11 protein-coding genes, 2 pseudogenes and 1 riboswitch are annotated in these 12,231 nt (G+C 75.5%); of the genes and pseudogenes, 6 read left to right on the top strand and 7 right to left on the bottom strand.

The genetic code is table 11. The features are described 5' to 3' along the window. Positions 1–97 precede the first annotated feature (97 nt). From EBM89_RS22630 to EBM89_RS17330, 3 genes and pseudogenes are all read left to right on the top strand, one after another. Positions 98–154: pseudogene (locus EBM89_RS22630) on the top strand (hypothetical protein); the annotation flags it as partial. 75 nt (positions 155–229) lie between these two features. Further along, a pseudogene (locus EBM89_RS22625) lies at positions 230–328 on the top strand (DivIVA domain-containing protein); the annotation flags it as partial. Between the two features lie 58 nt (positions 329–386). Further along, the gene (locus tag EBM89_RS17330) at positions 387–1,070 is read left to right on the top strand and encodes a DUF429 domain-containing protein (protein ID WP_122150895.1); all 684 of its coding nucleotides are present in this window, start codon (positions 387–389) and stop codon (positions 1,068–1,070) included. A 128-nt stretch (positions 1,071–1,198) separates the two neighbouring features. Here EBM89_RS17330 and EBM89_RS17325 read toward each other — a convergent pair whose 3' ends face one another. Beyond that, positions 1,199–1,726 carry a hypothetical protein gene (locus EBM89_RS17325; RefSeq protein WP_122150894.1) on the bottom strand — a complete coding sequence of 176 codons (528 nt, stop codon included), beginning with the start codon at positions 1,724–1,726 and terminating at the stop codon, positions 1,199–1,201. A gap of 58 nt (positions 1,727–1,784) precedes the next feature. Then, positions 1,785–2,099 (bottom strand): DMT family transporter, encoded by a 315-nt coding sequence (locus tag EBM89_RS17320; RefSeq protein WP_122150890.1) that lies wholly within the window; start codon positions 2,097–2,099, stop codon positions 1,785–1,787. 10 nt (positions 2,100–2,109) lie between these two features. Continuing rightward, a riboswitch (guanidine-III (ykkC-III) riboswitch) is annotated at positions 2,110–2,173 on the bottom strand. 113 nt (positions 2,174–2,286) lie between these two features. On the opposite strand from EBM89_RS17320, the gene EBM89_RS17315 reads away from it, so the two are divergent. The 3 genes from EBM89_RS17315 to EBM89_RS17305 all read left to right on the top strand — a co-directional run bounded on the left by EBM89_RS17315 (position 2,287) and on the right by EBM89_RS17305 (position 6,083). Further along, complete coding sequence (locus tag EBM89_RS17315) at positions 2,287–2,865, top strand: TetR/AcrR family transcriptional regulator (protein ID WP_122150889.1); 579 nt, start codon at positions 2,287–2,289, stop codon at positions 2,863–2,865. A gap of 168 nt (positions 2,866–3,033) precedes the next feature. Further along, entirely contained in the window at positions 3,034–4,839 is a 1,806-nt protein-coding gene (locus EBM89_RS17310; protein WP_122150888.1) for a hypothetical protein, read from the top strand. Between the two features lie 194 nt (positions 4,840–5,033). Beyond that, positions 5,034–6,083 (top strand): zinc-binding dehydrogenase, encoded by a 1,050-nt coding sequence (locus EBM89_RS17305; RefSeq protein WP_233571820.1) that lies wholly within the window; start codon positions 5,034–5,036, stop codon positions 6,081–6,083. A gap of 45 nt (positions 6,084–6,128) precedes the next feature. On the opposite strand, the gene EBM89_RS17300 is transcribed toward EBM89_RS17305, so the two are convergent. From EBM89_RS17300 to EBM89_RS17280, 5 genes are read right to left on the bottom strand one after another with little or no spacing between them, the layout of a single operon-like run. Next, complete coding sequence (locus EBM89_RS17300) at positions 6,129–7,586, bottom strand: PepSY-associated TM helix domain-containing protein (RefSeq protein WP_122150887.1); 1,458 nt, start codon at positions 7,584–7,586, stop codon at positions 6,129–6,131. Then, a complete protein-coding gene (locus EBM89_RS17295) occupies positions 7,583–9,652 on the bottom strand; it encodes a bifunctional copper resistance protein CopD/cytochrome c oxidase assembly protein (RefSeq protein WP_233571818.1) in 2,070 nt (689 codons plus the stop codon). The genes EBM89_RS17300 and EBM89_RS17295 overlap by 4 nt, the downstream gene beginning before the upstream one ends. After that, on the bottom strand, positions 9,649–10,881 hold the full coding sequence (locus tag EBM89_RS17290) for a Dyp-type peroxidase (protein WP_122150886.1): 1,233 nt from the start codon (positions 10,879–10,881) through the stop codon (positions 9,649–9,651). Before EBM89_RS17290 ends, EBM89_RS17295 begins: the two co-directional genes overlap by 4 nt. After that, positions 10,878–11,444, bottom strand: coding sequence for a copper chaperone PCu(A)C (locus EBM89_RS17285; protein ID WP_122150885.1), 567 nt, complete (start codon positions 11,442–11,444; stop codon positions 10,878–10,880). The genes EBM89_RS17290 and EBM89_RS17285 overlap by 4 nt, the downstream gene beginning before the upstream one ends. A 52-nt stretch (positions 11,445–11,496) precedes the next feature. After that, positions 11,497–12,108, bottom strand: a complete 612-nt coding sequence (locus EBM89_RS17280) for a copper resistance CopC family protein (protein WP_122150884.1) — start codon at positions 12,106–12,108, stop codon at positions 11,497–11,499. Positions 12,109–12,231 lie beyond the last annotated feature (123 nt).

The raw sequence follows: 12,231 nt of genomic DNA, 5'->3' as shown, positions 1-12,231 counted from the left end.
GACGGGTGCGGGCGCGCCGCGTCCCTCCCCGGCGGCGACGGGACCCGGTGCCGGCACCCACGGCCCCGGCCCCGGCCCCGGTCTCACCGGTGCCGCGCTGCGGGCGCGCGCGGCGGCGTTCCCGCAGACGTCGTTCCGCGAGGGCTACGACATCGACCAGGTCGACGCGTACGTGGCTCAGCTCGCCGCGGTGCTGGACGGCAGCAGCCCGCCGGTCACCGCCGACGAGGTGCTGCACGCCCGGTTCGGGTACACGAAGTTCCGCGCGGGCTACGACCAGGACGCGGTGGACGACCTGCTCGACGAGGTCGCCACGACGCTGCGGCGGGGCTGACGCGACGGTGACCGACGGCGGGCGCGACGCACCCCGGCCGGACCCGGTTCGCGTGCTCGGCGTGGACGCGTGCCGCGCCGGGTGGGTCGGCGTCGTGCTCGACGGCGCCCCGGCCGACGGGCCCCCGGTCGTCCGCGTCGCGCGGACGCTCGCCGACCTCGTCACGGCCACGGGTGGCGCGTTCGCGGTGGTCGGCGTGGACATCCCGATCGGCCTGGCGGACTCGGGGCGCCGCGAGGCCGACGTGCTCGCCCGCCGGGCGGTCGGCCCGCTGCGGTCCTCGGTGTTCCTGACTCCGGTCCGCGCCGCGGTCGAGGCCCCGGACCACGCCACCGCCGTCGCGCTGAACCGGGAACGCGCGGGCGAGGGGGTCTCGATCCAGGCGTTCGGGCTGCGGCACCGGATCCTCGAGACGGAGCGGTACGCCGCGACCGCCCCGCACCCGGTGGTCGAGGTGCACCCGGAGGTGGTGTTCGCCCACCTGCACGGCGCCCCGCTGACCGTCCGGAAGAAGACCTGGTCGGGGGCGGCGCTGCGGCACCGCTTGCTGGCCGAGCACGGCATCGACCTGTCCGGCGACCTGGGACTCGCCGGGTGGGACGTGGCGGTGGACGACGTGCTCGACGCCGCCGCGGTCGCGTGGACCGCCCTGCGCGTCGCCCGCGGGAAGGCCCGCAGCCTCCCGGACCCCCCGGAGCCGATGCCCGACGGGTGCGCGGCGGCGGTCTGGTTCTAGCCCGCCCCTCCCCCGCGGACCTGGGCGCGAAGGCGAGCAGGGACGGCGAGAGCGCGCGCGGGAGCGCGGGGGGGCGGGCAGGGGTGCGGGGCGGTGGGCAGCGCGCGCGGGCAACCCGCGAGGGTGGGTCAGCGCAGGATCTCGACCAGGGCGACCCAGGAGAAGACGACGGCGCCGACCAGGGCGGTCAGGGTGCCGATCGCGACCGCGACGAGCCCGCCGCGCACGTCGGCCGCCAGCAGCACGCCACCGACGAAGAACGCCAGGACCGGCAGCACCAGCAGCCCGGCGCGCAGGGCCTCGGCCGCCACCCCGACGGTGCCGCCGCGCCCGTCCGCGTCGTGCGCCCCGTCCGGACCCGCGACCAGCAGGTACCGGATCGCGACGGCGGTGACCGCCCCGGCCAGCACCGCCCCGACGAGCACGACCGCGCCGAACCCCGGCAGCGACAGCCCCGGGACCAGCGCCACGCAGGCGAGCACGACCCCGAGCACCACCGACGCGATGGCGGCGGCCGCCCGGGCGGCGAGACCGCGCGACCCGGCGATCTGCCGCACGTTCACCGACAGGGCGACGACGAGCAGCCCGCCGAGCGCACCCCCGGTGCCCGCGACGGCGACGTGGAAGTCCGTCCAGGCGGACAGGGCGTCGCGCACGCCGTCCACGCTGCGCGCCGCGCACCGGGCGCGCATCGCCCGCCCGGGGTGAACGGGCTCAGTGCACGGACTTCAGGCCGACGACCCCGCCGACGATCATCGTGAGGAACACGATCTTCAGCAGCGACACCGGCTCGGTGCCGGTCGTCATCGCGTAGACGACCGTGAGCACGGCCCCGATGCCGACCCACACCGCGTACGCGGTCCCGACGGGCAGGTCGCGCATGGCGTAGGCGAGACCGCCCATGCTCGCGATCAGCGCCACGGCGAACACGACGGACGGCACGAGGCGGCTGAACCCCTCGGACTTGCCCAGTGCGGTCGCCCAGACGGCCTCGAGGACGCCGGACAGCACGAGCACGATCCAGGACATGACGGTCTCCCTCGGGCCGTCTTGTCGCACACCGGGTACGGCACCCCTCGTCCGGGAGACCACTGGGCCTCTTCGTCCAGGTTCGCACCAGGATCGTCCCCGTGGCAACCACGGTGGTGGACATCACCAGTGCGCCCCCGTGCCGGTGCGGCGCACCCGTCGCGCAAAACGCGAGACCATGGCTGCCATGCCCGTCACCGAGCCCGCACCGCGCCCGGCGCAGGGCCGCCGCCACGACCCCGGTCGCCGCGACCGCATCATCGACGCCTGCATCGACGTGATCGCCGAGGACGGCGTCGACGGGACCTCGCACCGCCGGGTCGCCGCCGCCGCGGACGTCCCGCTGGGGTCGATGACGTACCACTTCGACGGTCGGGACGACCTGCTGCACGCGGCGTTCGAGCGGTACTCGCACGAGGTCAGCGACCGGTTCGTGGCCCGCCTCGACCAGGTCCCCGCGGGCGACCGGGAGGCCGGGGTCCGCGCGGTCGTCGCGATCGTCACCCAGGACGTGTTCCCGTCGCGGCGCGACCTGGTGCTGACCCACGAGCTCTACACGCTGGCCGCCCGGGACCCGGCGTTCCGGTCGCTGACCAACGCGTGGATGCGGCGCAGCCGGGCGGCGCTGGAGCGCTGCTTCGACCCGGCGACGGCGCGGGTGCTGGACGCCCTGATCGAGGGCATCACCATCCACCGGGCGCTCGACACCGAGGCCCCGGACGACTCGGACGTGGACCTCGCCGTGCGGCGGCTCGCGGGGCTCTGAGCCCCCGCCTCGCTCCGGCGCCTGGGTGCTAGCACCCCCCGCACCGCGTCTCACCTCCTGACCTGCTCAGACGCCCCTCCGCGCCGCCGATCGGGCGGCTGCCTGGAGGAGACCGGGCGCCGGGTCGCCCACGCGGGCGCCCGTGGGCGAGCGAGACGACGGAGCACCATGCGCCAGACCACCAGCACGCGCGGACCGGGGACGTGGGTGCGGCGCGCCGCTGCCGCGATCGGTGTCGCCGCGATCGGCACGACGACCCTCGTGGCGGGTGCCGTCCCGGCGCTCGCCGAGCCGGAGGTCATCTCGTACTCGATCGCCGGCGACACGCTGACGCTGACCTGCGCAGCGGACCTCGGCGGCTCGCCGAACCCGCTGTGGGTGCTCGACTACGCGGACTGGGACATCACCAACGGCTGGGACGGGACATCCGTCAAGGCACGCAGCGCCGGGGTGGCGCCGAACTACCCGATCGACATCAGCCCGCTCGCGGGGGGCACGTACAACATCTTCGCGCGCTGCATCTACAAGCCCACGTGGCAGGGCAACACCGGCGGGACGACGCCCTACATCGTCAGCGACCAGTTCGAGTACCTCAAGGCCCCGTCGGCCGTGCGCGGGCTGTCCGCGACGCCGCGGGTGGGTGCGATCGACCTCACCTGGTCGCCGCCGGACCACGACAGCGGCCTGGGCGTGACCTACCTGATCACCAGCGACCGCGGCCTGTCGACGTCCACCACCGACCTGTCGTTCACCGACACGACGGTGCCGGTGGGCACCACGGTGACGTACACGGTGACCCCGCAGAACAGCGCCGGGACCGGCACCGGGACTCCCGCGACCGCCACGGCGATCGGCAGCACACCGATCCTCGACCTGGCGCCGACGGACGAGATCAAGGTCGGCGTCTCCCCGTCGTTCGACGCCTGGGTCTCGTTGGAGAACACCTACGCCGAGGGCTCCGTGCGGCTGCTGGTGGGTGGAACGCCCGTGAGCACCTGGCAGCCGCTGGTGGCGGGGTACGCCCGCCTGGACGCAGCGGCCCCGACGCAGGGCGGTCCGATCACCTACACGCTGCAGTTCCTCGACCCGGACAACCGGGAGTTCACGCTGGACCGGTCGTACCACGTCGCCTCGGCCCCGCCGGTCGACGGCGGCGACGGCGACGGCGACCCCACGCCGAACCCCAACCCCAACCCGAACCCCAACCCGACGAACCCCACGCCCACCCCCACCCCGGACCCCGCGCCCGTCACCCCCGACGTCTCCGTTCCCGGCACCGTGACGACGACGGTCGGCACCCCGGTGCAGGTCCGCGTGGCCCTGCCGTCCGCGAAGGGCCCGCGCCCGACGACGCTCGTCGTCACCTCGGGCGGCCGCACCCTGACCACCGTGACGGTCCCCGCGACGGGTGACCTGGTCGTGGACCTCGGCGTCCTGCCGCCCGGGACGCACGCACTGACCTTCGCCACCCCGGCGTCCGCCGGGCTGCGCGCCTGGTCCGCGCCGGTGTCCGTGTCGGTGACCGGAGAGCCCCCGGCCACGGCGGGTGCCCCGACGGCCCGCCTCGCGGGGTCGACGTCCAGCGCGGCGCCCGGCACGGAGATCGAGCTCGTCGCCCGGGACTTCCAGCCCGGCGAGACCGTGGTGTTCTTCCTGCACTCGGAGCCCGTGCTGCTCGGCACCGCGGTCGCGGACGCCGACGGCGTGGCCCGGCTGACGGTCGCGCTGCCGACGGACGTCCCGGCGGGTGACCACCACGTGCGCGCCACGGGTGGCACCTCGGGCCGCTCCGCCGAGATCGCCCTGGCGATCGGCACGGCGACGCCGGTCGCGAACCCGGTGGCGGCCCCGGCGGCCACCGAGCTCGCCACCACCGGCAGCAGCACCGCCGCGCTGGTCGCGGCGCAGGCGCTGCTGCTCGGCGGCGGCGCGCTGCTCCTCGTGGCGCGGCGGCGCCTGGCGGCGGGTCGCTGACCCGACGCCACCCCAGACCCCGACGCCCCCGTCGGCACCGCGGATCGGTGCCGGCGGGGGCGTCGGTCGTGGGAGGTCCGCGAGCAAGGGGGTCCTGACAGGGCCTGCCTGACCGGCCCTCGCGGCGCGACACGGCCGCCCGGCGCGGGGCAGGGTGGAGACATCCCCACCACGAGCTCCCGAGGAGGAGATCCTTGCGCGCCACCTTCATGCACGGTGCCGGTGACGTCCGGGTCGGCCAGGCCGCCGACCCGACGATCCAGGCGCCGACCGACGCGATCGTCCGCACCGTCCGGGCGTGCGTCTGCGGGTCCGACCTGCACCCGTACCACTCGATGCCCGCCTCCGAGCACGGGCAGTCGATGGGCCACGAGCTCATCGGCGTGGTCGAGGAGACGGGCTCGGCCGTCACGAGCGTCCGGCCCGGCGACTTCGTCGTGGTGCCGTTCGCGTACAGCGACAACACCTGCCCGATCTGCCGCGACGGCTTCCAGACGGCGTGCCCGCACGGCGGGTTCTACGCCACCCCCGACGTGCCCGGCCTGCAGGCCGAGTACGCCCGTATCCCGCAGGCCGACGGCACGCTCGTCGTCGTCCCGGACGTCGACCCGGCCACCGCCGACGACGCCCTGCTCGCGTCGCTGCTCACCCTGTCCGACGTGTACCTGACCGGGTACCACGCCGCGTTCATGGGCAAGGTCGCGCCGGGCAAGACCGTGACCGTGGTCGGTGACGGCGCGGTGGGCCTGTCCGCCGTGCTCGCCGCCCGCCAGCTCGGCGCGGAGCGCATCGTCCTCATGGGTCGGCACACCGACCGCACCGACCTGGGCCGGGCCTTCGGCGCGACCGACGTGGTCGCGGCGCGCGGCGCGGAGGGCGTGCAGGAGGTGCTCGACCTGACCGGAGGCGAGGGCGCGCACGTCGTGCTGGAGGCCGTCGGCCACATGCCCGCCTACGAGCAGTCCTACGGCGTGGTCCGCGCGGGCGGCGTCATCTCCCGCGTCGGCGTCCCGCAGTACGAGGACGCCCCCGTGGGGTTCGGCTCGCTGTTCGGCAAGAACGTCACGCTCACCGGCGGCCCCGCCCCGGTGCGCGCGTACCTGGAGGACGCGATCGGCCAGGTGCTGCGCGGCGAGATCGACCCCGGCCGGGTCTTCGACCGGGTGCTGCCGCTGGACGAGGCGGCCGAGGGCTACCGGGCCATGGACGCCCGCGAGGCGCTCAAGGTGATGCTCCGGCCGTGAGCGCACCGTCGGCCGGGCACGTGCGTGCCCGGCCGACGGCCGCGCTCAGCCGCCCGACCTCGCCGCCGCGGCCCGCGCACGCAGCCCGAGCAGCACGTCGACGACCAGGAAGACCACGAGGGTCAGCCCCATCAGCGGCAGCAGCACCCCGAGGAGCGCCGCCGCGGCGAACACCGCGACCCGTCCCCACCACGGCACCGCGGTGAGCGCTCCTCGCGCCGGTGCGTCCCCGGGCCGGCCTCGCGTCGGACGTCGGCGCCACCACATCTGGTAGCCCCACAGCACCATCGCCGCGATCCCGGTCGCGAGCGCGGCGAGCACCAGCTGGTTGGGCAGCCCGAACATCGAGCCCATGTGCAGGTCGATGCCCCACCGGGCCAGCTTCGCGACCAGCCCGAAGTCCGCGAAGTCGACGCGGTCGGTGACCGTCATCGTGCGGCCGTCGACCGCGACCGCGTCCACCTCCGTCGGGAAGCTGCGCTGGATCTCCTGCACGACCCACGCCGTGCCGGGCTCGGCGGGCGGCTTGATCTCCACCTGCCCGGTGTTCACGTTCACCTCGCGGGCGACCGCGAGCACGGAGTCGAACGCCCCGGGGGCGTAGTCGACGCCGTCCCCCTCGGCCCCGGCGCCACCGCCGTGCCCGTGGTGCCCGGCGTGCTCGTCGACGACGGCCGGTGCCCCGTCCAGCGTGGTGCCGACCGCCGGGGTGCCCCAGCCGAGAGCCGCCCGCAGGTCCCCGACGTTCGCGCCCGCGTACGTGGACCAGGTGATGCCGGTCGCCGACAGGAACAGCGCGCCCGCCATGACCCAGATGCCGATCCCCAGGTGCCGGCTGCGGGTCCGCGCGTAGGAGGTGCCCCCGCTGCCGGGCCGCAGCATCTGCCGACGGGCCTTCGCGCGACCGCGGGTCCGGCGGAGCTGGATCAGCCACATGACCAGCCCGGACAGGGCGACGACCCCGAGCCAGGACGCGGCGAGCTCGCTGTACAGCCGGCCGGGCTCGCCGAGGTGCAGGTTGCGGTGCAGGTAGTCGACCCAGGTGCGCAGCGGCAGCGCCCCGCTGGTGCCGTAGGCGGTGAGGTCGCCCTGCACCTCGGCGGTGCCCGGGTCGACGAACACGGCGCGCGTCTCGCTGGGCCCCAGGTCCTCGCCCTCGAACATCACCCGGGTCGTGCTCCCGGGCTCCGGCGCCGGACGGACCGCGAGCAGCGTCGGTCCGTCACCGACGTGCGCCCGGGCGGCGACGACCTGGTCGGCCAGCGGCAGCGGCACGCCGTCCCCGGACGCGGCGGTGAGCTCGTCGGCGTACACCGCCCGCTCGATCTGCGGGGTCAGCGCGTAGAGCGCACCGCTCAGCGCGGCGACGAGGATGAACGGTCCGACGAAGACGCCGGCGTAGAAGTGCAGGCGCAGCAGGAGCGGTCCGAGCCACCCGCGTCGCGGCGGCGTGGACCCGGACGGCGGCGGCGCCGTGGTCGTGGGAGACGTCGTCGTCATCATGTCCTCCGGTTCGGAGCCGGTCGCGTCCCGGACGGGTCGCGGTCGGCGAGGTCCTGCAGGTAGGCGTTGTACCGGTGCAGCTCGGCGTCGCCGTCCCGGTCGGCCTGCCGGTCGGTGCGGCGCGCGCGCCGCTCGTCGTCCCGCGCCCACTGCACGGCGACCACGAGCGCGGCGATCACGACGGGCAGCTCGCCCGCCCCCCAGGCGATGGAGCCGCCGATCGCCTGGTCCGCGAGCAGCGCGGCCGTGTCGGCGCCGCCGAGCGCCGCCCACCACCCCGCGCCGAGCACCTCGGTCGACCCCATGACCGCCACACCGAAGAAGGCGTGGAACGCCATGGTGGCCAGCAGCGTGACGAGCCGGATCGGGTACGACGCGCGGTCGGGCCCGGGGTCCACGCCGACGAGCACCCAGAAGAACAGGTAGCCCGAGAGCAGGAAGTGCACCTGCATCAGCAGGTGGCCGGGGTGCTCGAACAGCGCGTACTCGAACCAGCCGGTGTAGTAGAACGCGACCAGGCTGCCCGCGAAGACCGTGCCCGCGACCGCGGGTCGGGACAGCACGGCGAGGTAGCGCGAGTGCACCACCAGCAGCAGCCACTCGCGCGGCCCCCGGCTGGCGTCGTCGCGCGCCGGCAGCGCCCGGAGCGCGAGCAGCACGGGAGCGCCGAGGGCGAGCGGCAGCGGGACGTACATCATCAGCCCCATGTGCAGGATCATGTGCGTGCTGAAGTGCACGGACCCGTAGACGTTGGGCCCGCCGCTGGTGACCCAGGCGAGCAGCACGCAGCCGAGCAGCCAGGCGGCGGTGCGACCCGGCGGCCACGCGTCCCCGCGCCGACGCAGGCGCCGGACACCGGCGAGGTAGAGCCCCGCGAGCACCACGGAGCCGGCGAGGAACAGCCAGTCGGGCTCGAACCCCGTGAGGTAGGTCCGCACCGAGACCTCGGGCGGGTACGGGAAGCCGAGCAGGGCGTGCCGGGGGTCCCAGGTGACGGGGGTCTGCGGCACCGGGGGTGCGCTGCGGGACAGCGCGACCGACAGGCCGAAGGTCACCGCCATGAGCACGACCTCGGCGAGCGCGAGCCGGGTGAAGGCCCGGCCGCCGCCGGGTCCGTCGAGCCGCGGGATCGCGGCCCGGCGCTGCGCCAGCCCCGCGATGCCGAGCGCGGTGATCGCCGCGATCTTGAGCAGCAGCAGGACGCCGTACCCGGTGCTGATCAGGTCTTCCGGGCGCGAGACGCGCAGCAGCGCGTTGACCACGCCCGAGAAACCGGCACCGGCCAGGCACCACGCGGCGAGCACCGAGTACCGGCGCACGACGGGGCCGAGGCACCCGCGCAGCCGCGGGCGCAGCAGCACCAGGGCGACCAGCCCGCCGAGCCACACGCACACGGCGACCAGGTGCACGGCCAGGGAGTTGACGGCGTTGCGGTGGTCGTCGGCCCCCGCCGCGTGCCCCGAGAGGGCGACGGGCAGCAGCGCGGCGACCGCGAGGGCGCACGCCACGCCGACCCACGTGACCCGACGCGCGAGCAGCGCGACGACGAGCGTCGCCGCGACCAGGAGCAGCGACACCGACAGGTACTGCCCGAGGTCGATGGCGGTCGCGTAGTAGAGCACCTGCCGCGCGGTGCCCGGGGCGGACAGCGGGGTGCCCATCGAGTTGGCCGCCGTGAGGACGATGACGGCCGCCGCCGCGGTGAACCACACCGCGGCCGCGCGGGCGCCCCAGCGCACGGCGGTCCACTGGGCGTACGAGACGACGCCCCGCACCGCGTCCTGCCCGGGCAGCACCCCGGCCGCCAGCACGAGCAGCCCGATGGTCAGCGCCGCGGACAGGTCGTGGACGACCCGGGCGACGGGCAGCCCGTAGCGCACGACGTCCCCCGGGTCGAGCAGCACGGACGGCGCGAGCTCGCCGGTGCTGGCCAGGCCCGTGAGGCAGGCGGCCACGGCGAGCGGCAGCGCCACGAGCAGCACCGCCTCCGTGCGGGTGACGCGGGGGAAGGTGAACGGCGCGGGAGCCTCGTCGGCCGCCGCCGCGGGAGCGGGTGCCCGGCTCACGCGAGGATCGTCTCGCCGACGTACCCGCCCTCGGCGCACCCGGGCGGGATCGCGAACACCGCGGAGCCGACCGGCGTCGTCCACTCGTTCAGCAGGTCGAGCTCGTCCAGCCGCCGCTGCAGCGGCACGAACTGCGCGTCGACGTCGGCCTGGTACGAGACGAACAGCAGGCCCGAGCTCGACACCCGGTCGCCGCTTGGTGCGTCGTCGTAGTTGTACCCCCGGCGGAAGATCCGCTGCGACGTGTCCTCCGAGCGGGCGCGTCGCATGTGCGAGAACTCCGGGATGACCGGGAACCCGATGCGGCTCGTGGCGGTGAAGTCCGGCTCGTCGTGCTCGTGGGTCCCCGTGAGCGGCGCGCCGTTCGACAGGTACCGGCCGACGGACTGCTCGCGGCCGCCGCGGTCCAGCCGGTCCCACTTGTCGAGGTCCATGTGGATGCGGCGCAGCACGAGGCTGGTGCCGCCGGCGAGCCAGCCGTCGCGCACCCACACGAGGTCCTCGAAGTCGGGGGTCCCGGGCTCGAGGTTCACCGTGCCGTCGATCTGGCCGAACAGGTTGCGCATCGTCGTGCCGGACGCCTCCGATCCCCGGGCGCGCCGGAAACCCGCCTGGGTCCAGCGCACGGTCGCGAACGACCGGGTGTCCTTGAGCAGCATGCGCTGGGCGTGCGCGACCGTCATCGGGTCGTCCGAGGCGATCTGCAGCAGCAGGTCGCCGTCCGACCACGCCGGGTCGAGGCGGTCGATCGTGAACGGCGGCAGCGGCCGCAGCCACGAGGGCGCGGCATCCGACCCGGTGGCCGCGCGGCGCACCAGCTCCGGGCCGAAGCCGAACGTGACGGTCAGGTGGGCCGGGACGACGGCGAGCTCGGGCTCGGAGTCGGCGAGCGCGGCGACCCCCTGGGTGAGCCGGGCCGCGTCGTCGGACAGCAGCTGCATCAGGCGCCGCAGGGCGTCGCGGTCGGTGCCGTCGAGCAGGTCCAGCGCCACCAGGCTGACGTGCGCCTGGGGCGCGGTGGCCACCCCGGCCTGGTGCGCGCCGTGGAAGGGCACGGTGCCGGCGCCCGCGAGGGGCTCCGGTGCCGGGTCCGCCGCCGGGCGCTCACCGGGGCGGGTCAGGGCGTCGGCGCCGACCGCCGCGGCGGCACCGACGCCGGCGACGGCCCCTCCAAGGAGGAGCTGTCGCCGGGTCGGCCCTCCGGGACGACGACGAGGGGTGTCGGTCACTGGTCGCCCATGTCCATCTCGCCGCCCATGTCCATGCCCTCGTGACCCTCGCCCTCGGCGTAGGTCTCGTTGGCCCCGGAGTAGTCCTTGGCCGGGGCGGTGAAGTCCAGCGTCGAGTCGTCGGCGAAGGTCAGGGTGAACGTGACCTCGTCGCCCGCGACGACCGGCTCGACGAGGTCCATGAGCATGAGGTGGTTCGCGCCCGGCTCGAGCGGGAGGGACTGCCCGGCGGCGATCGTGAAGCCGCCGTCCTTCTCGCGCATCAGCATCTCGCCGGTCTCGTTCTCGACCGTCTCGTGCAGCTCCATCGCGGTGGAGGCCGGGGACCCGACGGAGACGACGGTGACGTCGGCGTCGCCGGTGTTCTCGATCAGGCCGAAGGCCGCGGACATGCCGGTCTCGGCGGACTTGACCCACGCGTCGGTGACCGTCACCGACTCGGCCTCGGTGGCCGTGGTGGCGGGGGTGGTGGCGGGGTCCTCGGCCTGGGCGTCCGCGGTGCAGCCGGCGAGGGCCAGGGCGGACAGCAGGGCGAGGGCGGGCAGGGTCAGGCGGGTACGCATCAGGTGGTTCTGCTCTCTGGAGAAGGAGGGAAGTCGTGAGGTGGGGGGGACGTCAGGACGTCGCCGCGCGGCGCCGGCGGACCAGGCCGACCAGCAGGTACAGACCGAGGGCCAGCACCGCACCGCCCGCCGCGACCGCGACGGTGCGCCACGGCGACGCCGCGGCGGGTGCCGACACCTCGGTGCCGGTCGCGGCGTCGGCCGGGTCTGCCGTGTCCGCGGCGCCCGCAGGCGCGGCGGAGCCGCTCGCCGGCGTCGTCGGGTCGGGCGCCGGTACGACGTCCCCGACCGTGAACGGCACCAGGCCGGTGATCGGGTGGCCGTCCGAGGACACCACCCGCCACCGGACCTCGTAGGCCCCGTCCGGCATGGCCGGGTCCAGCGGGACGGTCACGGACGGTCCGTCCATGACCGGCTCACCGGTCTGCCAGGTGCCGCCGGACCGGTCGGCGACGACGACAGCGGCCCCGAACGTGAGCACGTCAGCGTTGTAGTCGAGCCGGACGTGGTCCGGTGCGACGTCCAGCGCGGCATCGGCCGCGGGTGCGCTGCCGATCAGCTCGTCGTGGGCCGCCGCAGCGGTCGCGGTGGACAGCAGCAGGAGCCCGGCCAGGGCCGGACCCGCCGCGAGGCGCGCCAGGGCGCGCCGGGGTGCACAAGACATGCGGGGTCCTCGGGTGGCGGGCCGCGCCGGGGAGCGCCCGCACCCACGACGGGTCCGGGCGCACGACACGGCGGCGGACGCCGGCGCACGGCGGGCGGGTGCCCGTGCGCGGCGGCGCGACGT

Origin of the sequence: Cellulomonas triticagri (assembly GCF_003696205.1) — a bacterium.
GTDB classification, from domain to species: domain Bacteria; phylum Actinomycetota; class Actinomycetes; order Actinomycetales; family Cellulomonadaceae; genus Cellulomonas; species Cellulomonas triticagri.
The sequence above is the reverse complement of the archived record's forward strand: the minus strand, read 5'-3'. Positions and strand labels throughout refer to the sequence as shown.

What these genes read in the sequence shown, in the direction of transcription:
- EBM89_RS17320 (WP_122150890.1), bottom strand. Translation starts at nt 2,099, where the DNA reads ATGTCCTGGATCGTGCTCGTGCTGTCCGGCGTCCTCGAGGCCGTCTGG.
- EBM89_RS17315 (WP_122150889.1), top strand. Translation starts at nt 2,287, where the DNA reads ATGCCCGTCACCGAGCCCGCACCGCGCCCGGCGCAGGGCCGCCGCCAC.
- EBM89_RS17310 (WP_122150888.1), top strand. Translation starts at nt 3,034, where the DNA reads ATGCGCCAGACCACCAGCACGCGCGGACCGGGGACGTGGGTGCGGCGC.
- EBM89_RS17300 (WP_122150887.1), bottom strand. Translation starts at nt 7,586, where the DNA reads ATGATGACGACGACGTCTCCCACGACCACGGCGCCGCCGCCGTCCGGG.
- EBM89_RS17285 (WP_122150885.1), bottom strand. Translation starts at nt 11,444, where the DNA reads ATGCGTACCCGCCTGACCCTGCCCGCCCTCGCCCTGCTGTCCGCCCTG.
- EBM89_RS17280 (WP_122150884.1), bottom strand. Translation starts at nt 12,108, where the DNA reads ATGTCTTGTGCACCCCGGCGCGCCCTGGCGCGCCTCGCGGCGGGTCCG.